The sequence below is a fragment of the Sinorhizobium sp. NG07B genome (genome assembly GCF_002532005.1).
Taxonomy (GTDB): domain Bacteria; phylum Pseudomonadota; class Alphaproteobacteria; order Rhizobiales; family Rhizobiaceae; genus Sinorhizobium; species Sinorhizobium fredii_C.
Map to the genome: position 1 here is coordinate 1 of NZ_NWTD01000002.1, position 26,980 is coordinate 26,980.

The window sequence follows — 26,980 nt, forward strand, 5'->3', positions numbered from 1 at the left end:
CTGATGAACAAGATGGAAAAGGCCGGTTGCAAGCGCTCGGTCGTCGGCCTCGTCATTCCGACCGGCTATTCCTTCAATCTCGACGGCACGAATATCTACATGACGCTGGCGGCGCTGTTCATCGCCCAGGCGACCGACACGCCGCTCTCGTACGGCGACCAGATCCTGCTGCTGCTCGTCGCCATGCTGAGCTCGAAGGGTGCGGCAGGCATCACCGGCGCCGGCTTCATCACGCTCGCCGCGACGCTCTCGGTCGTCCCCTCCGTGCCGGTCGCCGGCATGGCGCTGATCCTCGGCATCGACCGCTTCATGTCCGAGTGCCGGGCACTCACCAACTTCGTCGGCAATGCGGTTGCGACGCTGGTGGTGGCGAAGTGGGAAGGCGAACTGGACCAGGCGCAGCTCTCGGCGGCGCTTGGCGGCAACCAGTCGGTCGAGACTATCCCGGCGGTGGCGGTTCAGCCCGCCGAATAACTTGCCTCCCAGGGCAACGCACGATGAGTGCAAACTGGCGCGGTCTGGTTTTCCAGGCCGCGTCTTTTTTTGGGCGCGAGGGGTATGGCGACAGTTGCAACGTCAGCGGATGGCGACACTCCCCTGTGGCCGGCAGGCCAGAGGGGGGTATCGCGTCCGCATACGCCGCGAGCCTATCTGAGCCACTGCGTGTGGTGAAAACTAAATCCCGTGCAGCACCTGCGTCGCCTTGACCGCCGCCGAAGCGCGGTTCTCGACGCCGAGCTTCACATAGATCTGTTCGAGGTGCTTGGTGACGGTGCGGGCGCTCAAGCCCAGGATCTCGCCGATGTCGCGGTTGGATTTGCCCTTGGCAATCCAGAGCAGAACCTCGGACTCGCGCTGAGTGAGATGGAAATGCTGGCGCAGCGTCTCGTCGTCGCTGACGCCGTTCTCGGCGGTCAGGCGGAAGAGAAATTCGTTGGCGCCAATGGCGCCGAGATAGGAAATCTGCAGCCCCGTCTGGCCGGCCTGGTGCAGCGTCAGGCTGCCCTGCTTGTCGCTCCCCTGCTTCTCCCGCTCCCGCATCCAGACGGCGATGCGGGCGGCCACCACCGCAAGGCCTTCATCGCTGCCGGTGGCGGCGTTGACGAGGCGGGTCGCCTGCGGCGTCGACCAGCGCACGGTGCCATCGCCGCGCACGGCCAGCAGGTGCCGGCCGGCGGCATCGAGTGCGACGCGGGCGCTCTGGGCCGAGCGGGCATTGGAAAGGTGGACGCGGATGCGGGCACGCAGCTCGTCGATGTTGATCGGCTTCGTCAGGTAGTCGACGCCGCCGGCCTCTAGTGCCCGCACCACATGTTCCGTCTCCGTCAGCCCCGTCATGAAGACGACCGGCACCTGGGCGACCGAGGCATTGGCCTTCAATCGCGTACAGGTGTCGAAGCCGTCCATGCCGGGCATCACCGCGTCGAGCAGGATGAGGTCGGGGGTGATGCGGTCGGCGATGTTGAGCGCCGCATGGCCGGAGGTGGCGATCAGCACGGAAAAGCCGGACTGTTCCAGCGCCTCGGTGAGGAAGCCGAGCGCCTCGGGAGAATCGTCGACGAGCAGCACGATGTCGCGCGGGTTGGCGGTTTCAGGCACGGGCGTTCGCCTCCTCGGGAAGCAGCCGTTTCAGAAAGGCATCGTAGCCGGCAAGGTCGAAGGCCCGGACATAGGCAGTGGCCGCCTCGGCAAAGGGCTTGTTCTCGGGGTTCAGGGCAATCTCCGTCAGTTTCGCCTCTATACCTCTCACGTAGCCGATTTCGCCGAGCGCTATCAATTCCCTCACATGCTGCTCGCCGGGGCTGGTGACAGTGGCTTTGCCGTTGGCGGGCGCATCTTTGACTTCGCCCTCGTGGATCCATTCGAGGCCGAGATGGATCGCCAGCTTGTCGGTGAGCTGGCGCACGCCGAAAGGTTTGGCGAGCGTGTCGTTGTGGCCGATGGCGCCGGCCGCCGAGCCGTCGCCGATATTGGCAGACAGCATGATCGCCGGCGCCGTCTGGCCGCCCTCGCGGAGCTTTGTCACCAGTTCCCAGCCGTTCATGCCGGGCATCGAGATATCGATCAGGAAGAGGTCCGGCCGCGTCCCCTCGATGAGCGCCAGGCAGTCGGCGCCGCTCGCCGCCGAGAGAACGGTGAAGTCGAGCGGAGCGAGTACCTCGCGCATCAGTTCGCGGTGGTCGGCATTATCGTCGACGACGAGGATGGTGCGGTGCGCGCCCCTGTAGGACCTGATCCTGCGCACCGGGTCGATGAGCGCCACCGGACGGTCGACGGCCGAAAGCATCAGCCGCACCTTGAAGGCGGTGCCCTTGTCCTTCTCGCTCGTCACCGAGATCTCGCCGCCGAGCGTCTGGGTCAGCAGGCGGGTGATCGTCAAGCCAAGACCGAGCCCCGGCATGCGATACTCGGCGTCGCCTCGCTGGAAGGGATCGAAGATCTTGGGCAGGTCCTTGTCACTGATGCCGCGGCCGCTGTCTTCGATGGTGAAGGTCGCCACCTGGCTGCGATAGACGATGTCGAAGCGGATTTGGCCCTGATCGGTGAATTTCACCGCGTTCGACAGTAGGTTGACGAGGATCTGCCTGAGCCGCTTCTCGTCGGTCTTCACATATTGCGGCAGCGTAGGGCTCCGGTTGTGCTCGAAGCCGATGCCCTTGGCCTGCGCCTGCGGGCGGAACATGTCGACGATCTGGTCGAGGAAATCGTGAACGTTGATCTCGTTCGAATAGACCTGCAGCTTGCCGGCCTCGATCTTGGAAATGTCGAGCAGCCCGTCGATCAGGCCGGAAAGATGATCGGCGCTGCGCTTGATCACCTTGATTGCGCCCTGCCGCGATTGCGGGATCGTCTCATCGCGCTCGAGGATCTGCGCATAGCCGAGCACGGCGTTGAGCGGCGTGCGCAGCTCGTGACTTAAGCCCACGACATACCGGCTCTTGGCGCGGTTGGCGGATTCGGCCGCTTCCTTGGCATTCTGCAGCGCCGCGTCGGTCTTCTTGTGGGCGGCGATCTCCTTCAGAAGCAGGGTGTTCTGGCGGGAGGATTCCTCCTCGGCCACGACGCGGCTGTCATGGGCGAGCACATAGAACCAGGAGACGACGCCGGCGAGGATGGCGAAGACGAAGAAGACGATGGCGATCGTGCGTTCGACGACCGCGGCGGTCTCCGGCGAGGCGGCGGTCGTCTGGTGGGCGATCATCGCCAGGATAACCCCGATGCCGGAGATCGAGATCACCGCCGAAAACGCGTAGCGCCCCAGCCTCGTGGCGAGCTTTGCGACGACCGTCTCCGGCAGCACGGCCTTGGCCACCGCGGCGATTTGGGCATTTAACCGCGCCTTCGGCTTGCACATGTCGTGGCAGCGGCTGTCGAGTGAGCAGCAGAGCGAGCAGATCGGCGCGGCATAGGCCGGGCACCAGGCCATGTCTTCCGGCTCGAACGGATGCTCGCAGATCGAACAGGTGATCTCGCTTTCGCTTATCCAGCTCTTGCGCGGCTTGCGGGCGAGATAGAACTTTCCCTCTGTCCACCAGGCAAGGAGCGGCGAGACGATAAAGGCGGTGACGAGGGCGATATAGGGCGCCAGCGAGGCGGCGATGTCACCCATGACGCCGAAATGTGCGGCGAGCGCCAGAAGCGCCGAGACGCTCATGGTGCCGAGGCCGACAGGATTGACGTCGTAGAGATGGGCGCGCTTGAATTCGATGCCAGGCGGCGAGAGGCCGAGCGGCTTGTTGACGAAGAGATCGGCAGAGATCGTCGAGAGCCAGGCCATGGCGATGACCGAGAAGATGCCGAGCGTCTCCTCGAGCAGCCGGTAGATGCCGAGCTCCATCAGGAGCAGCGCGATCGCCACGTTGAAGACCAGCCAGATGACGCGGCCCGGATGGCTGTGGGTCAATCGCGAAAAGAAGTTCGACCAGGCAAGCGACCCCGCATAGGCATTCATCACATTGATCTTCAGCTGGGAGACGACGACGAAGGCGACCATCAGTATGAGCGCGGCCGTCTCAGAGGGGACGATGTAGCCGAAGGCGGTGTAATACATCTGCGCCGGATCGGCGGCGCGGGTCGAGGGCACGCCGGCGCTCAGCGCCAGCACGACGAGGAAAGAGCCGGCCAAGAGCTTCGGTGCGCCGACGATCACCCAGCCGGAACCGGCGAGGAAGACGGCGATGCGGTGGTGCAGCTTCCTCTGGCCGTCCGGAGGCAGGAAGCGCAGGAAGTCGACCTGCTCCCCGATCTGCGCCATCAGCGCGAAGATCACGGCCGATGCGGCGCCGAACTCCGCGAGATCGAAGGGCGCGACGGTGCCGGCTGGGCCGGAGGCGTGCTGGATGCCGGCATAGGAGAGCCACAGGCCCACCTTCTGCCAGTCGGCAAAAGCGATGAAGGCGAAGGGCACGATGTTGAGCACGATCCAGAAGGGCTGGGTCAGGAGCTGGAATTTGCTGATCAGCCGCACGCCGTGAGTGACGAGCGGGATCACCATGACGGCGCTTACGATGTAGCCGATCCAGAGCGGTATGCCGAGCGCCAGCTCGAGGGCCCCGGACATGATCGACGCTTCGATCGCGAAGAGGATGAAGGTGAAGCTCGCATAGATCAGCGAAGTGATCGTCGAGCCGATATAGCCGAAGCTCGCGCCGCGTGTCAGAAGGTCGATGTCGACGCCGTGGCGGATCGCATAGCGGCTGATCGGCAGCCCGACGACGAGGATCATGACGCTCGCCACGAGGATCGCGATGATCGCATTGGTGGTGCCGTAGGACATGGTGATGGCGCCGCCGATTGCTTCCAGCGCCAGGAAGGAGATCGCGCCGATCGCCGTCTGCGAGATACGTTCTGAGGAAAAGCGCCGCGCGCTCTTCGCCGTGAAGCGCAGCGCATAGTCTTCCAGCGTCTGGTTGGCGACCCAGCGATTGTATTCTCGCCGAACGGGAATGATGCGCTGGCGTGCCGCCATGTTGCCTCGTCGTTAGGGTATTCCGCCGGTCTCTGCCTATTTTCCCGGCAAGCTGTGGCGACGCATGAAATTTATGCAATGCAACGAGCGGGAAAGCAAGCTTGAAACGGTCAGTCGCTCGTAGTCGCGGCGGAGCACGGGCAATCGGCTTGACAGGAGCGTCCTCTCTCCTGTATTAAACCTAGAAGTTAATTAGCTTTTAGGTTAAATTCGGCATGGATCAGTTGAGCACCACGCTGTCGGCCTTGGCCGACCCGACCCGTCGGGCCATTATCACCCGTCTTGCCTCGGGCGAGGCGACTGTGAACGAGCTGGCTGCCCCGTTCGACATGAGCCTGCCGGCCGTCTCCAAGCACCTGAAGGTTCTGGAGCGCGCCGGCCTCATCGCGCGCGGCCGCAACGCGCAGTGGCGGCCTTGCCGGCTGCAGGCGGAGCCGCTGAAGGAGATTGCCGATTGGGTCGGGCGCTATCGCCCGTTCTGGGAGGCCAGTTTCGACCGGCTCGACGGCTATCTTGATGAACTGCAGCGCAACGACAAGTCGGATCAGAATTGAACCGAACCTGTCTGAGAAGGGAGAAGCCAATGAATGCTCCATCTCTCAAGGAGGAGATCGCCCTCACCATCACGCGCGTCCTTGCCGCGCCTCGCGACATCGTCTTCAAAGTCTGGACCACGCCAGAGCACCTCGCGCGCTGGTGGGGACCGAAGGACTTCACGGTGCCAAGCATGACGGCCGATTTCCGTGAGGGCGGCGCCTGGCGCAGCTGCATCCGCTCGGCCGAAGGGCAGGACTACTGGGCCCAGGGCACCTATCGCGAAATCGTGCCGCCGAGCCGCCTCGTCTTTACGTTCACCTGGGAAGAAGAGGACGCGATCGATACACTGATCACCGTCACCTTCGAGGAGGTGGCGGGCGGCACAAGGCTCACTTTCCAACAAGCGCCCTTCGCGACAGTCGAGAGCCGCGATTCGCACGCGGAAGGTTGGGGCGAATGCATGGATCGTCTCGATGCCTATGTCGTTGCCTGGAAGGAGGCTGTGTAATGAAGAAGGCCTACCACGGCAGCTGCCATTGCCGGGCGGTTCGCTTTTCCGCAAATCTCGACCTTGCGCCGGAAGGCGAGCGATCGGAGCCGTCGCGGCCGGGCGTCTGGTGGACGACGACTTTCCGCTGCAACTGCTCCTCTTGCCTCAAGGCGCGCTTCTGGAAAATTTTCGTGACGCCTGAGGATTTCTCCCTGCTTTCCGGTGAGGAGGCACTCGCCGAATACCGCTTCGGCGAGCGCTCGATCCGCCATGTCTTTTGCAAGCATTGCGGCGTCCGTCCCTTTGCCAGCGCCGATTTTGAGATGCTGGGCGGACCGTTTCATGCGGTGAACATCGCCTGCCTCGACGATGCGACCGACGAGGAGCTGGCGAATGCGCCGATCGTCTACGAGGATGGTCGGCACGATGCCTGGGACCGGGCACCGGCGGTGACCGGGTATTTGTGACCTGCCGATCACGGGCAGCAGGCGCTCGTCGATGTGGCGGGGCCGCAACAGGCAGCCGACGTGCGCTTCTCCTCGGCGAGCCATCGATCCCGCGGCTTGCAGCTCGCCGGCCTGGGAACGAGTTGCACATGCATTGCGTTGTCGCGCAGGCGCGGGAGCGACGCACGATAGAGCTGCATTGGCCGCACGCCGTCGCTGACCTCGAAGGTGAGCTTTGCCGATCCATCAAGCTCCACGTGGTCCGACACCTTGCGGAGGATCGCAGAGAATTTGCCGGCCGGCATATGTGCGCATTCGGCTCCGTCCACATCCCAGAGCTGCACAAAGATTTCGGTCCAGGATTCCGGATTGGCGCCGCAGTCGAGCGCCGCGAACTGTCCCGCCTTGACCTCCGTCACGTGGTATCCGGTTTTGATCGGCCGCCCTTCGTAGTGAAAGACGAGCGGCAGGTCGCTGGCTTCGGTAAGTGTTTCAAGCAGAAGTCCGAGGGAGATTTCGTCACGCGGAATTTCCGAGTTGTCGAGCGTAATCATCTGCGTTATTCCTATTTCAACGATTCAAGGATTATTGAAATATGAATGAACGTCAAGCGCTCGCCTCGTTCGGCGCGCTTTCCCAGGAAACGCGCCTGCAGATCGTCCGCATGTTGGTCATTGCAGGTCCCAACGGCATGCCGGCGGGCGCAATTGCCGAGAAGGTTGAAGTCTCGCCCTCCAATGTTTCGTTCCACCTCAAGGAACTGGAACGGGCGGGGTTGATCACCCAGCAGCGCGAGTCGCGGTCGATCATCTACTCGGCCAATTATGATGGGCTCGGCAGCCTCGTTCGCTTCCTGATGGAAGACTGCTGTGGCGGCCATCCTGAAATCTGCGCACCGGCCGCCGCGATCGCGGCCTGCTGTGCGCCAACCGTAGAGGGGAAATGCCAATGAACGACGATCGGGTCTACAACGTCCTCTTTCTTTGCACCGGCAATTCCGCGCGCTCGATCATGGCGGAAGCCATACTCGAGGCGGAGGGGAAAGGGCGCTTCCGCGCCTTCTCGGCCGGAAGCCAGCCGAAGGGTGAGGTCAACCCCTGGGCGCTGAAGACGCTCGAGGCGCTCGGCTATCGCACCACCGGGTTCTCGTCGAAGAGCTGGGACGCCTTTGGCGGGCCAAGCGCTCCGCAGATGGACTTCATCTTCACCGTCTGCGACGATGCTGCCGGCGAGGCTTGTCCGGTCTGGATCGGCCATCCGGCAACCGCGCATTGGGGCATCCAGGATCCCGCCGCCGTCGAGGGTTCGGATGTGGAGAAGGGCCGCGCCTTTGCGCTTGCAGCGAAATACCTCAAGAACCGTATATCGGTCTTCGCAGCCCTGCCGTTCGCCTCGATCGACAAGCTCGCGCTTGAGACGAAGCTCCACGAAATCGGCCGGCTCGAAGGCTCCACGTCCCGGCCCGAGGCGCGCTGATGTCGTCGTACGATCTCTCCCGCCGCCTCGTCGCGGAAGGACTAGGCACGGCACTGCTTGTCGGAACCGTCGTCGGCTCGGGCATCATGGCCGCGTCGCTGACAGCGGATACGGCGCTCGCCTTGCTCGCAAACACGCTCGCAACCAGCGCAATCCTGGTGGTGCTGATCACCATCCTCGGGCCGATCTCCGGGGCGCATTTCAACCCCGCCGTATCGCTGATCTTTGTACTGTCGCGCTCCCTGCCGCGACGCGATCTCGCCGGTTACGTCCTTGCCCAGGTCACCGGCGGCATCATCGGCACAATCGTTGCGCATCTGATGTTCGATCATCCGATCCTCGAATGGTCGACGAAGATGCGCACCGGGCAAGCGCAATGGCTCGCTGAATGGGTGGCGACTTTCGGCCTCGTCGCGACCATCCTCGCCGGCATCCGCTTCGAGCAGAAATCCGTACCCTGGCTGGTCGGCCTTTATATCACCGCCGCCTATTGGTTCACCGCTTCCACCTCGTTTGCCAACCCAGCCGTGGCAGTCGCCCGATCGCTGACCGACACGTTCTCCGGCATTCGCCCCGCCGATCTTCCCGGCTTTATCGCGGCCGAGTTGATCGGTGCGATTTCCGCGCTCTTGCTGATGACATGGCTGCTGCAGCCAAGCATTGCACGAGCCGGGAAGCGCGCGGCCTGATATGATCAGCGTGGCTCTCCTCTCCTTGAATCCTCATTCTTTGGCGAGCAGAGGGATGAGGGCAGAGGCGTATCCGCTAAACCCGATGTTCGCTTGGGAGGTCATTACCAGCGGGCGATACGGGGCGCCGCGAGCGCGCCGGCGAGCGTGAGCATGGCAATCGCGATGGTATACCATGTCGCCACGAAGAGCGGTGAATCATCCGTGCAATGGGCGGCATAGAAGGTCGCGGCGATGCCGCCGGCCGCAAGCCCGGCCATTGCGCCCGCGAGCATGGGGTGAGACGGAGCGCCATGGCGCAGCGCCAATAGCAGCAGCGCAAGCGGCCCTATCCCGATCAGCGGGATGAAGGTGAGACAGACGAGACTGTTCGTGCCGACGAGCCTGGCGGACCAAGTGCCCAGCGGCGAGACGGCAAGTTCCGCTACAATCCCGGCGGCCAGCAGCATCGGTGCGACGGCGAGGCCGAGCAGGGTCCGGTGCGGCTCTGCATCCGGCCGCGACAGCATTTTAAGGAGACCGAAGGCGCTGGCGGCGAGCGCCACGGTCACCACGAATTTGAAGAGGAAGCGGAAGGTTTCAGCAGCGGCGGCGATGTCCGACCGCGCGCCGAGCACGCCGAAGAAGACGATGGCCGCCAGCGCGACGGCGGCGGCGCCGGCCGCCGACCAGGCACCGGCCATCGATATGCCGCCTCGTCGCGTGTCTGCCGCCAAGGCCCTGATGAGGTCATCTGTTTCCATGTCAATCTCTTCCAAATCGCCTGGCTATCGCGGCAAGGCCACGGTGTAATGCCACGCGAACTGCGGTTTCATTCATCTCGAGGATTCTGGCCGCCTCGGCGATCGTGCGCCCCTCGACCGATATCGCGGTCACCACCGAGCGCTGGCCCGGCGTCAACGTCTCCAGTGCGCGGCCGATCTCCCAATCCCTGGCTGTTTCCGCCTCTTCGGCTGCGAGCCGGCCTTCCACCTCGCTGATGTCGATCCGCGGATGGCGGCCCTGCCTGCGCATCGCATCGACAAGCTTGTGCTTGGCGATCGCATAGAGCCATGGCGCCACCGGACCATCGCTTCTCCAGGTGTGGCACTTCACATGGATCGCCAGCAACGTCTCCTGAACGATGTCTTCCGGATCGAGGCCGGCGAACCCCGTTCGCCGCCGTGCCCAGGCCCGGACAAGACGCGCCGCTTCGTGCAGGAAGTCGCCATAGGCCCGCTCGTCGCCTTCAAGCGCAGTGCGGAAGAGCCGTGCGAGATCTCGGTCGCTTGCGCCGTCCACCCTGCGCTTCCTCCCCATTCGCCGGTTTTCGCCGATTGTTACAGGTCCGCTCGCGATTCTGTCGGCGTTGTGCCGATCACTGTTCTGATTGCGGATCCAGTCAATCCAAAATCCTCGTGAGTCCGGCGTCCATCGCACTCACGAAAGCGTGTAGGCGGCAAATGTAACATATCCCCGTTTTCGGCGAACGAGGCTCTGTGTGGCCCTGGAAACGGAGGCCGCACGCGACCCTCAAATGGAGAGATGTCATGACTTCCAAATCCACGATCAATGTGGCCGTATTGGCAGGTGCCGTGGCAGCCGCGGTGTCGTCGCTGGCGATGGCCGCGCCGCTTTCACAGGAACAGGTCAAGGCGGCGATGGATGCCGGCAAGGAGAAATGCTTCGGCGTCGCGCTCAAGGGGCAGAACGATTGCGCCGCCGGTCCGGGTACGACCTGCCAGGCCACGTCGACGGTCGACTATCAGGGCAATGCCTGGAAATTCGTCGACGGCGGCACCTGCACGACGATGGAACTCCCGGGCGGCAGGAAGGGTTCGCCCGAGCCGCTCACCCGCGACATTCCCTCGTAACCAAGCGGCCGGAAGGTGGAGGCGACTATGCCTGTATCGACAATTCCAGCAGATCGCGGTGCGCCGCAGGCTCTCTGCTTTCCGGTGCATACGATCGCCGGGCTGGCCGGGACCAGCTTCAAGCACCAGCACCTGCCGTCCATTCTTCTGGATCGGCAGGGCGGCTTCTTCGAGGTCCACGCGGAAAACTACATGGGGCTGGGCGGGCCGCCGCACGCGGCGCTGTCGCGGATACGCGAGGATTACCCGGTCTCGCTCCATGGCGTCTGCATGTCGATCGGCGGGCCGCAGCCGCTCGACAAGGACCACCTCGGCCGCTTCGCAAGCCTCGTCGAACGCTACGAGCCGGCGCTCGTCTCCGAGCACCTGGCCTGGTCGACACACAGCACGACCTATTACAACGACCTTCTGCCGCTGCCCTATACCGAAGCCACCTTGCAGCGCGTCGCCGAACATATCGACGAGGTGCAGGAGGCGATCCGACGACCGCTGCTCCTGGAGAACCCGTCGACGTACCTGCTGTTCAAGGAATCGACGATGAGCGAGACCACATTCATCCGGGAACTCGTCAAACGCACCGGTTGCGGCCTGCTGCTCGACGTCAACAACGTCTTCGTCTCGGCCACCAACCTCGCCTTTTCCGCTCTCGAATATCTCTCGGACTACCCGCTCGAGCATGTCGGCGAGATCCATCTGGCCGGCCATGCGGAGCAGCGCGACGACGAAGGCGACCGGCTGCTGATCGACAGCCATGACGGACCGGTGCCCGATGCCGTTTGGAAGCTTTTCGAAATCGTCATTGGCCGGCGCGGTCCGATCCCGACGCTTGTCGAATGGGACAGCGCCATACCCGACTGGCCGGTTCTCAAAGCCGAAGCGATGGCGGCCCAGGTGATTCTCGATCGCCACGCGGTCGCACTGCCACGGGAAAAGATGCATGCGCGCGCTTAGGGAAAGTTCGGCCGGCGGGCTCGACTATCCGGAGGGTTTCGTGCCCGGACTGCTCGATCCCGGCCGCGCGACGCCCGCGCTTGTCGCCGGCCCGAACGGCAAGGCCGTCGGCAAGCGCTTCGCTGTCTATCGCAACAATGTGACCGTCAGCCTTATCGAATCGCTTGCCGCGGTCTTTCCGGCGACGAAGCGCATCACCGGCGAAACATTCTTTCGAGCGATGGCCCGCTTCCACGTCCGTGAAACCCCGCCGACGTCGCCGCTCCTCTTCCAGTACGGCCGGGATTTCCCCGATTTCATCGAGCGCTACGAACATGCGAGATCCATGCCATGGCTCGCCGACGTCGCACGCATCGAGCGCGCCTGGCTCGATGCCTATCATGCGGCCGACGCGGCAGTGCTCCGCCCGGATGAGCTCGCCGCGGTCCCACCGGAACGGCTCGGCGAACTCGTCTTCGAGCAGCATCCGGCGAGCCACATTCTTCGCTCCGCCTATCCGGCGGTGACGATCTTCTCGGTCAATCGGGCAAGCGGTGCTGTCGGGCGCATCGAAACGACGGCCGCCGAAAGCGCGCTGGTGACAAGGCCGCTGTTCGAGGTCGAGGTTCGCCGCCTCGCGCCGGGCGACGATGTTTTTCTGGGCAGGCTGATGGCCGGCGAGCCGCTTGTGAGCGCCGCCGCGGCGGCGACCATGTGCTGCCCGGACTTCGATTTGGCAGCGGCGATCGCGACGATGCTGGAGGGCGGTGCCTTTGCGGGCATTCGCCAGGGAGGATGAGATGGTCACGTCGGTGCGGAATTTCTTCAAGAGGCACGCGGCCACCGGGAGGGCAGGCTGGTTCGGCCGGGTCGATGGCCTGATCGCCGCCTTGGCGCCGGCATGGCTTGCCCAGCTTCTGCTGCGCCTAGGACTCGCCGTCCCCTTCTGGCGCTCGGGTATCGGCAAGTGGGACGGCTTCCTGCAATTGAACGATGTCGCGCTGCTGCTCTTTACGTCGGAGTTCCGATTGCACCTGCCGGGCGGCCCCTATGCCTTTCCGGCACCGGCGGTGACGGCTTTCGCTGCCGCATCGGCGGAAGTCCTGTTTCCCGTCCTTCTTGTCCTGGGACTGGCGACGCGTCTTGCCGCGCTGGCGCTGCTGGCGATGACGATCGTCATTCAACTGACCGTACCGGACGGATGGCCCATTCATCTGACCTGGGCGGCGATGGCATTGGCCATCCTCAAGGCCGGGCCGGGCAAGCTGTCGATCGACCGGTGGCTCGATCCGGATTCGGCGAAGGCGTGAGATCCGATCGAACTTCCTTCTTCCCCCATTCGCCTACGTAGAATGTCGTATGTGCAGTGCAGTGGGCCTGGCGGAATATCCCTCAAGCAACGGCCAAGGAGAACCAACACTCCGTTGCGGCGACCAGAGCTAGAGGGGTTCAACCAGATGACTTACAGGGCACGCGTCACCGGCGCATTTCTCGCTGCCGTTCTTTCGACGACCGCGTTCAACGGCGCCTTTGCCGCCGACGACACGATCAAGGTCGGCATTCTTCATTCGCTTTCCGGCACCATGGCGATCTCCGAGACGACGCTGAAGGATGCCATGCTGATGCTGATCGACGAGCAGAACAAGAAGGGCGGCCTGCTCGGCAAGAAGCTCGAAGCGGTCGTCGTCGACCCGGCCTCCGACTGGCCGCTCTTTGCCGAAAAGGCGCGTGAACTGATCTCGGTCGACAAGGTCTCGGCCGTCTTCGGCTGCTGGACCTCCGTGTCGCGCAAATCCGTGCTGCCGGTCTTTGAAGAGCTGAACTCGATCCTCTTCTACCCGGTTCAGTACGAGGGCGAGGAAAGCCAGCGCAACGTCTTCTACACCGGTGCGGCCCCGAACCAGCAGGCGATCCCCGCAGTCGACTATCTGATGGAGAACGAGGAGGTCGAGCGCTGGGTGCTTGCCGGCACGGACTACGTCTATCCGCGCACGACGAACAAGATCCTCGAGGCCTACCTCATTTCCAAGGGCGTCAAGCCCGAGGACATCATGATCAACTACACGCCTTTCGGTCACTCCGACTGGCAGACGATCGTCTCCGACATCAAGAAGTTCGGCGCGGCCGGCAAGAAGACCGCCGTCGTCTCGACGATCAACGGCGACGCCAACGTGCCCTTCTACAAGGAACTCGCCAACCAGGGCGTCAAGGCCGAGGACATCCCGGTCGTCGCCTTCTCCGTCGGCGAGGAAGAGCTTGCCGGCCTCGACACAGGCCCGCTTGTCGGCCATCTCGCTGCCTGGAACTATTTCCAGTCGGTCGACAATCCGGCCAATGCCGAATTCATCAAGACCTGGAAGGCCTATACCAAGAATGACAAGCGGGTCACCAACGACCCGATGGAGGCCCATTATATCGGCTTCAACATGTGGCTGAAGGCCGTCGAAAAAGCCGGCACCACCGACACCGACGCGGTGCTCGACGCGATGATTGGCGTCTCGGTGCCGAACCTCTCGGGCGGCTATTCGACGATGATGCCGAACCACCACATCACCAAGCCGGTGCTGATCGGCGAGATCCAGTCGGACGGCCAATTCGAGACAGTCTGGGAAACGCCCGGCCTGGTGGTCGGCGACGAGTGGTCGGATTACCTGCCGGATTCCAAGGATCTGATCTCCGATTGGCGGGCGCCGATGTCCTGCGGCAACTTCAACGTCGCCACGGGCAAGTGCGGCGGCAAGGGTTCGTGATTTCGTGACGCGATAGCTCGAAACTCCCTCCGTCCGAACACCCGTTCGGGCGGAGGATTTGCTGCAGATGCCAAGCGAGGGGCGAATGTACCGCATCCTTCAAACCGTGCTTTTTACCCTGGTTCTCTTCAACGCGCTCCCGACGCTGGGGCTCCGGGCGGAGGAGGGACTGCGCGATATGGTGAACGCGCTCGGCGAGGCGAAACTCTCCGACATGGACGAGCACATCGCAGCCCTCGCAAAGACCGGGGATCCCAATGTCGTGCCCATCCTCGAGGCGCTCGGCGAAGGCAATCTCTACGCCCGCAAGGCCGACGGCCAGGTGTTCCTGACGAAGGAGAGCGGTTCGACGCTGACGCTGACCGACCCGGTCACCGGCGAAAGCGCCGGCGAGGCGCCAAAGGCGGCGCTTTCCAAGGTCAAGGTCAACAACGGCGTGCGCCGCGCCGTGCGAACCGCGCTCGGCAGCCTGACACTCTTGAGTCCCGACCGGACCGCACGCCTCAAGGCCGCGCAATCCGTGCTGCAGTCTCCGAACGCCGATGCGCTCGGTGCCGTCGAGAGCGCGCTCGCCGCCGAGAAGGATGCGGAGGTTCGCGCACTGCTCGAACAGGCGCGCGCCACGACGCTGTTGATGTCCGACCGACCCGTCGCGGAGAAGAAGGAGGCGGTGCGGCTGCTCAGGGAAAAGGGCGGCCGTGAGGCGCTTCCCATTCTCTCATCGGCGCTCGGCGCGGCCGACGAGACGCTGAAGCCTGAAATCGAAGCGGCGCTCGCCAGCATCGAGCAGACACAGGCGCTCTGGGCGGCCGGCCAGAACGTCTGGTACGGCCTGTCGCTCGGCTCTGTGCTGCTGCTCGCGGCGATCGGCCTGGCGATCACCTTCGGCGTCATGGGCATCATCAACATGGCGCATGGCGAGATGGTGATGCTCGGCGCCTACACGACCTTCCTGGTGCAGGAGGTCCTGCGCAATTCCTATCCGGGTCTCTTCGACTGGTCGCTGGCGATCGCCCTGCCGCTCGCCTTCCTGGTCACCGGCGCCGTCGGCCTGGCGATGGAACGCGGCGTCATCCGCTTTCTCTACGGCCGGCCGCTCGAGACGCTGCTTGCCACCTGGGGCATATCGCTGATCCTACAGCAGTCGGTCCGCACGATCTTCGGCCCGACCAATCGCGAGGTCGGCAACCCCTCCTGGATGTCCGGCGCCTTCGAGCTCGGCGGGTTGACGATCACCTGGAACCGCCTCTGGATCATTCTCTTCGCACTCGCCGTCTTTGCCGCGCTGCTCTTCCTCCTGAAGAAGACGCCGATGGGCCTGCAGATGCGGGCGGTGACGCAGAACCGCCGCATGGCCTCCTCCATGGGCATCCGCACGCCCTGGGTGGATGCGCTGACCTTCGCGCTCGGCTCTGGCATTGCCGGCATGGCGGGCGTGGCACTCTCGCAGATCGACAACGTCTCGCCGAATCTCGGCCAGGGCTACATCATCGACAGCTTCATGGTCGTGGTCTTCGGCGGGGTCGGCAATCTCTGGGGCACGCTCGTCGGGGCCTTCTCGCTCGGCATCCTCAACAAGTTCCTGGAGCCCTATGCCGGCGCCGTGCTCGGCAAGATCCTCGTGCTCGTGCTGATCATTCTCTTCATTCAGAAGCGGCCGCGCGGGCTGTTCGCACTCAAGGGCCGGGCGGTGGAAGCATGATCACCTCGTTTCTCATCAAATCGCTGGATCGAACGATCGTCGTCGCCGTGGCACTCCTGCTCGCGCTCGCGGCGCTCGTGCCGGCGCTCAACCTCCTGACTGCGCCGGACCATCCATTGCACGTGCCGACCTATCTGGTCTCGCTGTTCGGCAAGTACCTGACCTATGCGCTGCTCGCCCTGGCGCTCGATCTCGTCTGGGGCTTCTGTGGCATTCTTTCGCTCGGGCATGCCGCCTTCTTCGCTCTCGGCGGCTATGCGATCGGCATGTATCTGATGCGCCAGATCGGTGCGCGCGGCTCCTACGGCAACCCGCTGCTTCCGGATTTCATGGTGTTTCTCAACTGGAAGGAACTGCCCTGGTTCTGGCACGGCTTCGACATGTTCTGGTTCGCGGCCCTGATGGTCGTCCTCGTGCCGGGGCTGCTGGCCTTCGTCTTCGGTTGGTTCGCCTTCCGCTCGCGCGTCAACGGCGTCTATCTGTCGATCATCACTCAGGCGATGACCTATGCGCTGCTGCTCGCCTTCTTCCGCAACGACATGGGCTTCGGCGGCAATAACGGGCTGACCGATTTCAAGGACATACTCGGCTTCAACATCCAGGCGGACGGTACGCGGGCCGCGCTCTTTGCGGCCTCGGCACTGGCGCTCGCCCTCTCGCTGGTCGTGACCTCGGGTATCGTGCGCTCGAAATTTGGCAAGGTGCTGGTGGCGCTGCGCGATGCCGAAAGCCGCACCCGCTTCCTTGGCTACCGGGTCGAGCACATGAAGCTTTTCGCCTTCACCGTCTCGGCGATGATGGCGGGTGTCGCCGGCGCCCTCTACGTGCCGCAGGTTGGCATCATCAATCCGGGCGAGTTCGAGCCGGGCAACTCGATCGAGGTGGTCATCTGGACGGCGGTCGGCGGCCGCGGCACGCTCATCGGGCCAATCATCGGCGCCATCCTCGTCAACGGCGGCAAGAGTATCTTCACCGCCGCCTTCCCGGAATTCTGGCTCTTTGCGCTCGGCGGGCTCTTCGTCCTCGTCACGCTGTTCCTGCCGAAGGGCGTCGTCGGCACGGCCCAGCACTATCTAGCCCGGCGCCGCGCCTATCGTGCCGCCAGCCGATCCGAGAACGGGACCGGCTTGCCCGACGCCGAACCGATGGCCGCGGAGTGATCGCCATGACCGAGAAGAAACCGAAAAGCCTGCTCTATCTCGACGGCGTCTCCGTCTCCTTCGACGGCTTCAAGGCGCTGAATTCGCTCTCCTTCATCATCGAGCCGGGGGAACTGCGTGCCATCATCGGGCCGAACGGCGCCGGCAAGACGACGATGATGGACATCATTACCGGCAAGACGCGGCCCAACGAGGGCGAGGTGTTCTTCAAGGGCGACATCGATCTCACCAGAAGGGATGAGGCGGAGATCGCCCAGCTCGGCATCGGCCGGAAGTTCCAGAAGCCGACGGTCTTCGAGAGCCACACGGTCTGGGATAATCTCGAACTGGCGCTCAACCGCAGCCGCGGCGTCTTCGCGACGCTGTTCTACCGGCTGACGCGCGAGGACAAGGCGCGCATCGAGGAGATTCTTGAGACGGTGCGGCTGACGGCGCGCCGCGACGAACTCGCCGCCAACTTGTCGCACGGCCAGAAGCAATGGTTGGAAATCGGCATGCTGCTCGCCCAGGAGCCGGAATTGCTGCTCGTCGACGAGCCGGTCGCCGGCATGACGGATGCGGAGACCGCGGAAACGGCGATCCTCCTTAAGGAGATTGCCAAGACCCGCTCGGTCGTCGTCGTCGAGCACGACATGGGTTTCATCCGCGAGCTCGGCGTCAAGGTCACCTGTCTCGCCGAAGGTTCGGTGCTGGCGGAAGGCTCGATCGATTTCGTCAGCAACGATCCGAAGGTGATCGAGAACTATCTCGGCCGGTAGCGCGTGAGGGGCAAACCATGTTGAGCGTCGACAACGTCAATCTGCACTACGGCGCTGCCCAGGCGCTTCGCAATGTCTCGTTCAAGGCCGAGATGGGCAAGATCACCTGCGTGCTCGGCCGCAATGGCGTCGGCAAGTCCAGCCTCTTGCGGGCAATTACCGGCCAGCATCCCGTGAGTTCCGGGGCAATCGCCTTTAACGGCACGGCGCTCGATGGTCTGGCGCCGTTCCGGCGGGCGAAGCAGGGGATCGGCTACGTGCCGCAGGGCCGCGAGATCTTTCCGCTGCTGACGGTTAAGGAGAATCTCGAGACAGGCTATGCGCCGCTGAAGCGGGCCGAGCGCTCGATCCCGGAAGACATCTTCAGCCTCTTTCCGGTTCTGCAGACCATGCTCGGCCGGCGCGGCGGCGATCTTTCCGGCGGCCAGCAGCAACAGCTCGCCATCGCCCGGGCGCTTGTCACCCGACCCAAGATCCTCGTGCTCGACGAGCCGACCGAGGGCATCCAGCCGTCGATCATCAAGGACATCGGCCGGGCGATCCGTTATCTGAGGGATTCGACCGGCATGGCCATCCTGCTCGTCGAGCAGTATCTCGATTTCTGCCGCGAGCTTGCGGACCAGGTCTACATCATGGATCGCGGCGCATTCGTTCATGAGGGGCCGGCGGAGACGCTGGACACGCCGGAAGCGCGTCGGCATCTGACGGTTTAGCTGTTTTCCACAGGCGCAAATTCCCCCCGGCAAATCAGCAACTTGAGTCTGCGTTGACGATATCGAGTGTTGGGATTGCGTCAGAAATCCCACCATTTTAATCGATTGTGTTTGCGCGCTCCTGTGCTTTGAACCATACTGCCGCCGCACGCTTTATGAAGGAGCATCACAAACCGTTACCGCTGACAGAATTGGCCATTTCGCGTTTCCGGCCTAACCACTCGGAGGAGACCCTAATGACGAATTTCCTGCCCGCCCTTTACGAAGGGCATGCCCCAATCACGCTGCAGACCCTCTTCAGGGATGCGCTCGAAGCCTATGACGATTGGGACGAAGACATGCCCGAACCGATCGTTGCCTTTGAAGGCAAGGTGGTGCCGATCAGCGCCGTATTCGATTGGATGAAACCCTGCACCGACATCATGCCCGCCAACATGCTGGGCATCGTCACCGACCGGCTGACGAAGCCCTGGAGCGGTTCGGGCCCGCTCGACGAGATGACCATCTCGACCGCCGCCCGCGTCATGTCCGTCCTCGTCAAGCGACGCGTCAGACGCTTCGGCCGCGGCTCGATCGAGGCCTTCGCCGACCGTTTCAACCAGCCCCTGCGCCCCAGCCAACAGGGTTGAACCGACACCTTCGAAGCGGCGTTGCCGACGGCAGCGCTGTTTCGCAGGCAGCCCCTCCGGCCTTGTCGAAGCCGCCGCTTTACACAGGATATTGGTAACGCTACCATTTCGTTCGGACGCCTCGGGAGGAGCCTGTCTGGCGTCACTGGACTCGCGTATCGACAAGTCGTGCCGGATCGGCCTCTGAAGCACTTGGGATCGGGTGACCGAAACCGGAAGTGAGCTTCGTTGTGTTCTGGAGCAATTTCGACTGCGTTCAACGGTCACTGCTCCAGGCCGCAGACATGTCTGCGGCGAACATCGATGGCGGCGCCCGCTCGCTCGATGCCCAGTCCCGCCTGTTAATGGGAGGGAATTCGATGACCACATCATTTGTCAGCGGCATTCTCACGGCCGCTGCATTCGCACTTCTATCGACCACCGCCGCCGCAGAACCTGAAATCGTCAGCGGTCCCGCGGCCGAACCGGATTGCTTCGTGCCGTGGACGGCCGAAACCAAATTCTTCAAGTTCCCTAAGAAGGACGGTCCCTATCGTATCGCGCTCGCCAACGGCTTCATTGCCAACACCTGGCGCATCCAGATGATCCAGACGGCCAAGGCCTATGCCGCGCAGCCGGATGTCGCGGCGAAGCTCAAGGAGTTCAAGGTCGTCTCGACCGGCGAGGACGTGCCGGCGCAGATCTCGGCGATCAACAACTTTATCGATTCCGGCTATGACGCGATCATCGTCAACGCCCAGAACCCGACTGCCTTCGGCCCGGTCATCAAGCGCGCCAAGGAAGCCGGCATCGTCCTCGTCGCCTTCGACAACATTCTCGATACCGAGGATGCGATCAACGTCAATGTCGACCAGAAGGGTCTTGGCGTGCTCTGGGCCAATTGGCTCGCCAAGCATCTTCCGGAGGGCGGCAAGATCCTCGAGGTGCGTGGCGTCGCCGGCACGTCCGTCGACACCGACCGCCACAACGGCATTCATGAAACCTTCGCGGCGACCGGCAAGAAATGGGACGTCGTCGAGGTGATCGGCAAGTGGGACGACCCGACCGCCCAGAAGGCCACGGCGGATGCGATCGCCGTGCACAAGAAATTCGACGGGATCACCGCGCAGGGCGGTGATACCGGCGTCGTGCAGGCGATGATCGATGCCGGGCATCCCTTCGTGCCCTTCGGCGGCGAGACGGAGAACGGCTTCCGCAAGTTCTGCGCCAAGCATGCCGGCGAGGGCCTGAAATGCTCGTCGGCGGGCACCGGTCCGGCGCAGGTCGCGGTCGCCATCAAGACGGCGATCGCAGCGCTCGAGGGCCAAGTGGTGCCGCAATCGATCAAGCTGCCGCTGGCGATCGTCGAGGATCCGAACTTCAAGGAAGGTCAGGACTTCTATCCCGACCAGTCGGATAACTTCTTCGTCGGCAATGCTTTCCCCACCTGCGGCATCAACTTCACGGCCCAGGAGATCATGGGTCAGACCAAGGAGAACCAGTAGGTTCTTCCTCAAGCACTGAAAATGTCGCGCGCCTCGCGTGCGCGGCATGCCCGTGACGAACCCTGATCCGAGGCGCCTCATGACCGCAGCCGAGACACCGCCGCCGCTCTTCCAGATGGAAGGTGTATCGAAGCGCTATGGCGGTGTCCGCGCATTGGAGAAGGCCCGGCTCGAAGTGGTGCCGGGCCGAATTCATGCGATCCTCGGCGAGAACGGCGCCGGCAAGTCGACGCTGATCAAGATCATGGCCGGCGTGGTCGCGCCGGACGAAGGACGTCTCCTGCTCGACGGCCGCGAGGTTGCCTTTCGATCACCGGCCGAGGCCGCGGCGGCAGGCATTGCCTGCGTCTTCCAGGAACTGTCGCTGATCCCGGACCTGAGCGTCGCCGACAATATCGCCCTTGCCAATCCGCCCCGCCGTTTCGGCATGATCGACCGGCGCGCCCAGCGGACGCTCGCCGAGGAAGCGCTCGCCCGGGCCGGAGCTGAGGATATCCACCCGCGCGCCGCCGTGAGGGATTTGCCTCTGTCGCGCCGGCAGATGGTCGAGATCGCCAAGGCGCTCGCCTCGAAGCCGCGCGCGCTGATCCTCGACGAGGCGACCTCGGCGCTGACTGCCGGCGACGTCGCCAAGGTCTTTGCGGTGCTGAAACGGCTGCGGGAAGATGGTCTGGCGCTGCTCTACATCTCGCATCGCATGCATGAGATCGCCGAACTCGCCGATACCTGCACGGTTTTTCGCAATGGTCGCAATGTCGCGAGCTTTGCCGCCGGCAGCCGCAGCAATAGCGAGATCGTCGAGATGATGATCGGCCGCGAATACAGCAACGTCTTTCCGCCGCGCCACGCGGTAGCGAGGCCGGCGAGAGCGCCCGTGCTCGAATGCCGCGATCTCGGCTGGAGCGATCGGCTGCGCGAAATCTCCTTTTCGGTGGGCGAGGGAGAGGTCGTGGGCCTCGGCGGTCTCGAGGGCCAGGGTCAGCGGCTGCTTCTCCTGGCGCTCTTCGGCGTATTGCGCGGCACGACCGGCTCGGTGCTCGTCGACGGATCGCCGGTTTCGATTAGCGGGCCGGCAGCGGCGCGAAAAGCGCCGCTCTCCATGGCGCTCATCCCGGAGGACCGCAAGACCGAAGGCTTGATGCTGCCGATGACGGTCCGGGAAAATCTCTCCTTCGCCGCCCTCGACCGGGTCTCGCGCGGCGGAGTCATCGACCGGACGAAGGAGGAGCAGTCGATCGACGACATGGTGCGACTGCTGGAAATCAAGACCGCCGGCCTCGACGTGCCCGTCGGCACGCTTTCGGGCGGTAACCAGCAAAAGGTGGTCATCGCCAAATGGCTGATGCGCAAACCGCGGATCATATTGCTCAACGATCCGACGCGCGGCATCGATGTCGGCACCAAGCAGGAGCTTTACCAATTGCTGCGGCGGCTGGCGGAGGCCGGTGCGGCGATTGTCTTCTATTCGACCGACTATGACGAGTTGATCGGCTGCTGCGACCGGGTCCTGGTCCTCTTTGACGGTCGCATCGTCCGCGAACTTCAGGGCGGCGCGATCAGCGAGCGGGCATTGATCGCCAGCGCCCTCAACGTCGAGACAGGGCAGGAGGGAACGGCCGCATGAGCGAATGGCGCTACTGGCTGAACGAACAGCGCGGCACGCTGACGGGGCTGGCGATCTTCCTGGTGATGTTCGTCGTCTATGTCGCCAACCATCCGGCCGGCTTCACCGCCAATGTCGTGCACACGGCCGCCAACAAGGGCGTGCTGCTCGCCTTCGTCGCCATGGCCCAGGCGCTAGTGGTGATCACCGCCGGGATCGACCTTTCGGTCGGCATGATCCTGGTGCTCACCAATTGTCTGGCCTCCTGGATCGTCGTCGGCGGCGCCGTGCCGACGAGCCTTGGCGTGGTCGCCGTGCTGGCGACCGGAACGCTCTGCGGCGCGATCAACGGCCTGCTGGTGATCTACGGCCGCCTGCAGCCGATCGTCGCGACCATCGCGACAGGTGCCGTCTATTTCGGCCTGGCGTTGTTACTCCGGCCCTTTCCCGGCGGCTCCGTCAACGAGGATCTCGCCGACGCGCTGACCGGCCGCCTCTTCGGCGTCGTTCCGTCGAGCCTCGTGGCGCTTGCCGCCGTCGTCCTGCTCGTCTGGCTGCCGTTTCGACGATCGGTCGCCGGGCGGGCCGCCTATGCGGCGGGTTCTTCCGAGCCGGCCGCCTTCATGTCTGGTGTGCCGATCCGGCGCGGCAAGTTCGCGGCCTACCTGCTGGGAGGGCTGCTCGCCGGAATGGGCGGATTGTTTCTCACCTTCTTCACCTATACCGGCGAGGCGGCCTATGCGAGCGGCAGCGCCTATACGCTCTGGTCGATTGCCGCCGTCGTGCTCGGCGGCGTGTCGCTCTATGGCGGCCGCGGCAGCGCCGTCGGGGCGATCTTCGGCGCCTTTGCCGCGCGCACCACCGGCGACATGCTGTTTGCCTTCGATGTCGAGCCGCTCTGGCAGCCGCTCCTCCAGGGCATCGTGCTGATGATCGCCGTCAGCCTCGGGTCGCTGGCGCTGCTGCGCGTGCGAAACCGTCTGGACTGGTTCCAATGAGCGAGACGTCCGAAAGCCGCTTGTCCGTCAGGGCACGCCTGCCGGGCTTCCTCCGCCGCGCAGATCCGGCCGTCGTCACCGCTTTCGGCTGCATTCTGCTGCTTCTTCTTCTCGGCAGCCTCTATTCAAGCAATTTCCTCTCGCCCGATTACCTGCTGCAGCAGCTCAAGGTCGCGTCTTTCCTCGGCGTGGTGGCCGCCGGAATGATGGTCGTCATCCTGCTCGGCCATATTGACCTTTCGGTGCCCTGGGTGATGACGATGGGCGCGATGATGGCCTGCGCCGCGGCCGGATTCGGATCTGCAGGCGCCTTTATCGCCATCCCGGTGGGGGTCCTCTCCGGCATGGCCTTCGGCCTCCTGAACGGCATCGGCGTCGCCTTTCTGCGTATTCCTTCGATGATCGTGACGCTCGCCTCGAATGTCGTGGCTCAGGGGCTGATGGTCGTCTATACCGGCGGCTTCTCGCCGCAGGATTCGGCCCCGCATGCCATCCGCTGGCTTGCCACAGGCGCCCTCGTGCCGGGCGTTCCGAACGCCATCCTCGTCTGGATCGCCGTCAGTGCGGCGATGGTGTTCCTGCTCACCCGCACGGCCTTTGGCCGCGCCGTCTACGGCATCGGCAACAGCGAGCGCGCCGCCTTCCTCTCCGGCGTCGGCACGCGTCGCGTCGTGATGATCGCCTTCGTCGTCTCCGGTGGCTTGAGCGCCTTCGGCGGCGTGCTGCTTGCCGGCTATGCCTCGAAGGCGGCGCAGGCGATGGGCGACGCCTATCTGCTGCCGTCGATCGCCGCGGTCGTGCTCGGCGGCACCTCGATTCTCGGCGGCCGCGGCTCCTATTTCGGCACGGTCGCCGGCGTCATCCTGATCACGCTGCTGCAATCCATCCTCTCGGTCATGCAGATGCCGGAAGCGGGCCGCCAGATCGTCTACGGCATCGTCATCATCGTCATGCTGTTGCTTTACGGCCGCGCGCCTCCGAGCCGCTGAGGGCGGGAGAAATGGCTTGACGCGAATCAGCAGATGAATCATTCCTGTAACGGAATAGATCGCATATTCCATATTTCAGCGTAGTTCAGCGATTGCTCTGTTAGGGAATGCGGCGGGCGCATCTGTGCGGCCGGCGAACGGATGGCCATTGCCATTTTTTCGTCCGCCGCGGGATGGTGAATAAGCACGAGGGGTTGTCACGATGGACATGACAGGATCGGCCGTGGACGCCGCAAGCGCAGTGGGCAAGGCGGCGGCCGCCGGCACCGGATCTCGCAGGCCGGCGGACGAGGCGATCGCGGCTGATGCGCGGGCGCTTTCCGAGCAGCTGAAGGCGATGCGCGACCGGCTGTTCGCGCCGACAGCGATGAAGACGCTCCGGAGCTTCACCTCCGGCGAGGCCGCCAAGCTGATCGGCGTCTCCGACGGCTATCTCCGGCAATTGTCGCTTGCCGGCGAGGGGCCGCAGCCCGATACCGGAATCGGCGGACGGCGCTCCTATTCGCTTGCCGACATCAATGCGCTGCGCCGCCACCTCGCCGAACAGGCGCTCGCCAAGGGCAATGCCGCCAAGGCGCGTGCCTATGTGAACTGGCGCGACGAAACGCGCGGCGAGCATCTGCAGGTCATCTCCGTCACCAATTTCAAGGGCGGCTCCGGCAAGACGACCTCGTCCGTCCATCTGGCGCAATATCTCGCCTTGACCGGCCATCGGGTGCTGGCGGTGGATCTCGACCCGCAGGCCTCGCTTTCGGCGCTGTTCGGCTATCAGCCGGAGCTCGATCTCACCGGCAACGACACCCTCTATGGCTCGATCCGCTATGACGCCGAGGCGCGGCCGCTGAAAGAGATCATCCGCAAGACCTATTTCGACGGCCTCGACCTGGTGCCGGGCAATCTCGAACTACAGGAATTCGAGCACACGACGCCGCAGGCGTTGAGTGCGCGGCAGAACGGCGCCGATGCCGGGCCGCTGTTCTTCGCTCGCGTGCAGGCGGCACTCGCCAGCGTCGCCGATGACTACGACGTCGTCGTCATCGACTGCCCGCCGCAGCTCGGCTATCTGACGCTCTCGGCGCTCTGCGCCTCGACCTCGGTCATCGTCACCGTGCATCCGCAGATGCTCGACGTCGCCTCGATGAACCAGTTCCTCTACATGACCTCCGATCTCTTGAGCGTCGTGCGCGAGGCGGGCGGCGAGCTCAATTTCGACTTCCTGCGCTATCTCGTCACCCGCTTCGAGCCAAATGACGGGCCGCAGGCACAGATCGTCGGCTTTATGCGCTCGCTCTTCGGTGACCGGGTGCTGACCTCGGCGATGGTGAAGTCGACGGCGATCTCGGATGCGGGATTGACCAAGCAGACGCTCTACGAGGTCGGCCGCGAGAACTTCACCCGCGCCACCTATGACCGGGCGATCGAGTCGCTGAACGCCGTCAACGGCGAGATCGAGGCTCTCATTCACGCGGCCTGGGGGCGCTAAGTCATGGCTGGCAACAACCGGAAGAACGAATTGCGGGCGCTGTTCATGGGCGGTGCGCCCGCTGCCGCTCCGCAGCCCCCGACCGACCAGCCGCCGGCCGGGCCGAGTGAGTTGACACCTGTCAACACCCAGCCCGCCGCCCCGCGCGCCGCGTCCGGCGCCGTCAAGGCCATGGGCCTTTCGCTCGGCAGCATCACCCGCGAGGCGGAAGAGGCGCGGGTGCTCCGCGAGGCCCTGACCCAGGGCGAGCGCGTCGTCGCGCTCGATCCGGCGCTTGTCGAGGCCTCCTTCATCGAGGACCGGATGACTGACGGCCAGGTCGACGACCCGGATTTCCTCGCGCTCGTCGAAAGCATTCGCGAGAACGGCCAGCAATCGCCGATCCTCGTGCGCCCGCATCCGGAAAAGCAGGGCTACTACCAGACCGCCTACGGCCACCGCCGCCTGAAGGCCGTGCGCCGGCTCGAACTGCAGGTGAAGGCGATCGTCCGGCCGCTGACGGATGACGAGCTGGTGCTGGCCCAAGGCAAGGAGAATGCCGAGCGACGCAACCTCTCCTTCATCGAGCGGGCGCTTTTTGCCGCCGCACTTGCCGCCCGCGGCTTCGACCGCAAGGTGATCGGCGACGCGCTTGCCGTGCAGAAAAGCGAATTGTCGCGCCTGCTGCAAGTCGCCGACAGCGTGCCCCACGCACTCGCCCGTGCCATCGGCCCGGCGCCGAAGGCCGGTCGCGAGCGCTGGATGGCGATCGGCACCTTGCTGGAAAACAACGAGGCGAGGGAGCTGGCAGAAGAGGAGATAGGCGCGCCGCGCTTCCGTAGCGCCGATACGGACCAGCGCTTCCAATTCCTCTTCAACCGCCTGTCTCAGAGCGACAAGCCGGAACCGGAAAAGCCGGAGGAACTGAAGGACGAGGCGGGTCGGGTCTTCGCGCGGCTGAGGCTCGACGGGAAAGCGCCGAAGATCGAGTTTCTTCCAGGCACCCACCCGGCTTTCCTCAAGGAGGCAGTGTCGATGCTGGCGAAATGGCATGCGACATTCGTGAAGAACCAGAAGCCGTAGTCCTTGTTTCGGCGCGCGCCGCAGAACCTCCCCAGGAGGTGCCACAGGGGCCACAGGGGAGAGGTGCTAGCCGGGCTGCACCTTCTTTGGCGTCTTCACCGTCACACCAGCTGCAAGGTGCAAGCGACCGGTGCTGCAAGTGCAAAGTGTCTCTCTCTCTCTCTCTCTCTCTCTCTCTCTCTCTCTCTCTTGTGGCCCACTTGTGGGGACTTGTGGGGGAGAGGGCCGCCGGGCCAGAGGGGGTTGGTGGCTGCCGACG

General features: G+C 64.1%; 28 protein-coding genes. 23 read left to right on the forward strand and 5 right to left on the reverse strand.

Features of this window, described 5'->3' with window-relative positions:
- Window positions 1-474: cation:dicarboxylase symporter family transporter (locus tag CO664_RS09870; RefSeq protein ID WP_141471699.1), on the forward strand; the 474-nt coding region annotated here is incomplete at its 5' end.
- A gap of 201 nt (window positions 475-675) precedes the next feature.
- On the opposite strand, the gene CO664_RS09875 is transcribed toward CO664_RS09870, so the two are convergent.
- Window positions 676-1,599 carry a response regulator gene (locus CO664_RS09875; RefSeq protein ID WP_037416045.1) on the reverse strand — a complete coding sequence of 308 codons (924 nt, stop codon included), beginning with the start codon at window positions 1,597-1,599 and terminating at the stop codon, window positions 676-678.
- Window positions 1,592-4,969 carry an ATP-binding protein gene (locus tag CO664_RS09880; protein ID WP_097538637.1) on the reverse strand — a complete coding sequence of 1,126 codons (3,378 nt, stop codon included), beginning with the start codon at window positions 4,967-4,969 and terminating at the stop codon, window positions 1,592-1,594. The genes CO664_RS09875 and CO664_RS09880 overlap by 8 nt, the downstream gene beginning before the upstream one ends.
- Window positions 4,970-5,184: 215 nt before the next feature.
- Between CO664_RS09880 and CO664_RS09885 the strand changes: the two genes are divergently transcribed.
- Genes CO664_RS09885 through CO664_RS09895 form a run of 3 tightly spaced genes read left to right on the forward strand, consistent with a single transcriptional unit; the run spans window position 5,185 to window position 6,463 of the window.
- The gene (locus CO664_RS09885; protein ID WP_097538638.1) at window positions 5,185-5,523 is read left to right on the forward strand and encodes a metalloregulator ArsR/SmtB family transcription factor; all 339 of its coding nucleotides are present in this window, start codon (window positions 5,185-5,187) and stop codon (window positions 5,521-5,523) included.
- Between the two features lie 29 nt (window positions 5,524-5,552).
- The gene (locus tag CO664_RS09890) at window positions 5,553-6,014 is read left to right on the forward strand and encodes an SRPBCC domain-containing protein (protein WP_037416050.1); all 462 of its coding nucleotides are present in this window, start codon (window positions 5,553-5,555) and stop codon (window positions 6,012-6,014) included.
- A complete protein-coding gene (locus tag CO664_RS09895) occupies window positions 6,014-6,463 on the forward strand; it encodes a GFA family protein (protein ID WP_037416053.1) in 450 nt (149 codons plus the stop codon). Before CO664_RS09890 ends, CO664_RS09895 begins: the two co-directional genes overlap by 1 nt.
- 8 nt (window positions 6,464-6,471) lie before the next feature.
- Here the strand turns inward: CO664_RS09895 and CO664_RS09900 are convergent, their stop codons facing one another.
- Window positions 6,472-6,996 carry a DUF6428 family protein gene (locus tag CO664_RS09900; RefSeq protein WP_097538639.1) on the reverse strand — a complete coding sequence of 175 codons (525 nt, stop codon included), beginning with the start codon at window positions 6,994-6,996 and terminating at the stop codon, window positions 6,472-6,474.
- A gap of 41 nt (window positions 6,997-7,037) precedes the next feature.
- On the opposite strand from CO664_RS09900, the gene CO664_RS09905 reads away from it, so the two are divergent.
- The 3 genes from CO664_RS09905 to CO664_RS09915 are packed head-to-tail and all read left to right on the forward strand — an operon-like array spanning window position 7,038 to window position 8,607.
- Window positions 7,038-7,394: a metalloregulator ArsR/SmtB family transcription factor gene (locus CO664_RS09905; RefSeq protein WP_097538640.1), complete on the forward strand. Its 357-nt coding sequence runs from the start codon at window positions 7,038-7,040 to the stop codon at window positions 7,392-7,394.
- On the forward strand, window positions 7,391-7,918 hold the full coding sequence (locus CO664_RS09910) for an arsenate reductase ArsC (RefSeq protein WP_037416063.1): 528 nt from the start codon (window positions 7,391-7,393) through the stop codon (window positions 7,916-7,918). Before CO664_RS09905 ends, CO664_RS09910 begins: the two co-directional genes overlap by 4 nt.
- A complete protein-coding gene (locus CO664_RS09915) occupies window positions 7,918-8,607 on the forward strand; it encodes an MIP/aquaporin family protein (RefSeq protein WP_097538641.1) in 690 nt (229 codons plus the stop codon). Before CO664_RS09910 ends, CO664_RS09915 begins: the two co-directional genes overlap by 1 nt.
- 104 nt (window positions 8,608-8,711) lie before the next feature.
- On the opposite strand, the gene CO664_RS09920 is transcribed toward CO664_RS09915, so the two are convergent.
- The gene (locus CO664_RS09920) at window positions 8,712-9,350 is read right to left on the reverse strand and encodes an NrsF family protein (protein WP_097538642.1); all 639 of its coding nucleotides are present in this window, start codon (window positions 9,348-9,350) and stop codon (window positions 8,712-8,714) included.
- Between the two features lies 1 nt (window position 9,351).
- Window positions 9,352-9,888 carry a sigma-70 family RNA polymerase sigma factor gene (locus tag CO664_RS09925; protein WP_097538643.1) on the reverse strand — a complete coding sequence of 179 codons (537 nt, stop codon included), beginning with the start codon at window positions 9,886-9,888 and terminating at the stop codon, window positions 9,352-9,354.
- A gap of 248 nt (window positions 9,889-10,136) precedes the next feature.
- On the opposite strand from CO664_RS09925, the gene CO664_RS09930 reads away from it, so the two are divergent.
- The 16 genes from CO664_RS09930 (at window position 10,137) to repB (ending at window position 26,721) form a co-directional block, all read left to right on the forward strand.
- On the forward strand, window positions 10,137-10,460 hold the full coding sequence (locus CO664_RS09930) for a DUF2282 domain-containing protein (protein ID WP_037416075.1): 324 nt from the start codon (window positions 10,137-10,139) through the stop codon (window positions 10,458-10,460).
- Between the two features lie 27 nt (window positions 10,461-10,487).
- Complete coding sequence (locus CO664_RS09935) at window positions 10,488-11,411, forward strand: DUF692 domain-containing protein (RefSeq protein ID WP_097538644.1); 924 nt, start codon at window positions 10,488-10,490, stop codon at window positions 11,409-11,411.
- On the forward strand, window positions 11,398-12,189 hold the full coding sequence (locus tag CO664_RS09940) for a DNA-binding domain-containing protein (RefSeq protein WP_097538645.1): 792 nt from the start codon (window positions 11,398-11,400) through the stop codon (window positions 12,187-12,189). The genes CO664_RS09935 and CO664_RS09940 overlap by 14 nt, the downstream gene beginning before the upstream one ends.
- Window positions 12,164-12,700 (forward strand): DoxX family membrane protein, encoded by a 537-nt coding sequence (locus CO664_RS09945; protein ID WP_234820205.1) that lies wholly within the window; start codon window positions 12,164-12,166, stop codon window positions 12,698-12,700. The genes CO664_RS09940 and CO664_RS09945 overlap by 26 nt, the downstream gene beginning before the upstream one ends.
- 147 nt (window positions 12,701-12,847) lie before the next feature.
- Window positions 12,848-14,140: an urea ABC transporter substrate-binding protein gene (gene urtA, locus CO664_RS09950; RefSeq protein ID WP_037416090.1), complete on the forward strand. Its 1,293-nt coding sequence runs from the start codon at window positions 12,848-12,850 to the stop codon at window positions 14,138-14,140.
- An 85-nt stretch (window positions 14,141-14,225) separates the two neighbouring features.
- The gene (gene urtB, locus CO664_RS09955) at window positions 14,226-15,842 is read left to right on the forward strand and encodes an urea ABC transporter permease subunit UrtB (RefSeq protein WP_176536546.1); all 1,617 of its coding nucleotides are present in this window, start codon (window positions 14,226-14,228) and stop codon (window positions 15,840-15,842) included.
- Window positions 15,839-17,002, forward strand: a complete 1,164-nt coding sequence (urtC, locus tag CO664_RS09960) for an urea ABC transporter permease subunit UrtC (protein ID WP_037416105.1) — start codon at window positions 15,839-15,841, stop codon at window positions 17,000-17,002. The genes urtB and urtC overlap by 4 nt, the downstream gene beginning before the upstream one ends.
- A 5-nt stretch (window positions 17,003-17,007) precedes the next feature.
- Window positions 17,008-17,760 carry an urea ABC transporter ATP-binding protein UrtD gene (gene urtD / locus CO664_RS09965; RefSeq protein WP_097538646.1) on the forward strand — a complete coding sequence of 251 codons (753 nt, stop codon included), beginning with the start codon at window positions 17,008-17,010 and terminating at the stop codon, window positions 17,758-17,760.
- 17 nt (window positions 17,761-17,777) lie between these two features.
- The gene (urtE, locus tag CO664_RS09970; RefSeq protein WP_097524369.1) at window positions 17,778-18,473 is read left to right on the forward strand and encodes an urea ABC transporter ATP-binding subunit UrtE; all 696 of its coding nucleotides are present in this window, start codon (window positions 17,778-17,780) and stop codon (window positions 18,471-18,473) included.
- Between the two features lie 236 nt (window positions 18,474-18,709).
- Window positions 18,710-19,102, forward strand: coding sequence for a hypothetical protein (locus tag CO664_RS09975; protein ID WP_037416112.1), 393 nt, complete (start codon window positions 18,710-18,712; stop codon window positions 19,100-19,102).
- A 359-nt stretch (window positions 19,103-19,461) separates the two neighbouring features.
- Window positions 19,462-20,586 carry a sugar ABC transporter substrate-binding protein gene (locus CO664_RS09980; protein ID WP_037416124.1) on the forward strand — a complete coding sequence of 375 codons (1,125 nt, stop codon included), beginning with the start codon at window positions 19,462-19,464 and terminating at the stop codon, window positions 20,584-20,586.
- Between the two features lie 79 nt (window positions 20,587-20,665).
- On the forward strand, window positions 20,666-22,210 hold the full coding sequence (locus tag CO664_RS09985; protein ID WP_037416127.1) for a sugar ABC transporter ATP-binding protein: 1,545 nt from the start codon (window positions 20,666-20,668) through the stop codon (window positions 22,208-22,210).
- Window positions 22,207-23,187, forward strand: a complete 981-nt coding sequence (locus CO664_RS09990) for an ABC transporter permease (protein WP_097524370.1) — start codon at window positions 22,207-22,209, stop codon at window positions 23,185-23,187. Before CO664_RS09985 ends, CO664_RS09990 begins: the two co-directional genes overlap by 4 nt.
- Entirely contained in the window at window positions 23,184-24,176 is a 993-nt protein-coding gene (locus tag CO664_RS09995; protein WP_097524371.1) for an ABC transporter permease, read from the forward strand. Before CO664_RS09990 ends, CO664_RS09995 begins: the two co-directional genes overlap by 4 nt.
- Window positions 24,177-24,378: 202 nt before the next feature.
- The gene (gene repA, locus CO664_RS10000; RefSeq protein ID WP_095678093.1) at window positions 24,379-25,659 is read left to right on the forward strand and encodes a plasmid partitioning protein RepA; all 1,281 of its coding nucleotides are present in this window, start codon (window positions 24,379-24,381) and stop codon (window positions 25,657-25,659) included.
- Between the two features lie 3 nt (window positions 25,660-25,662).
- Window positions 25,663-26,721, forward strand: a complete 1,059-nt coding sequence (repB, locus tag CO664_RS10005; protein WP_097538647.1) for a plasmid partitioning protein RepB — start codon at window positions 25,663-25,665, stop codon at window positions 26,719-26,721.
- Window positions 26,722-26,980 lie beyond the last annotated feature (259 nt).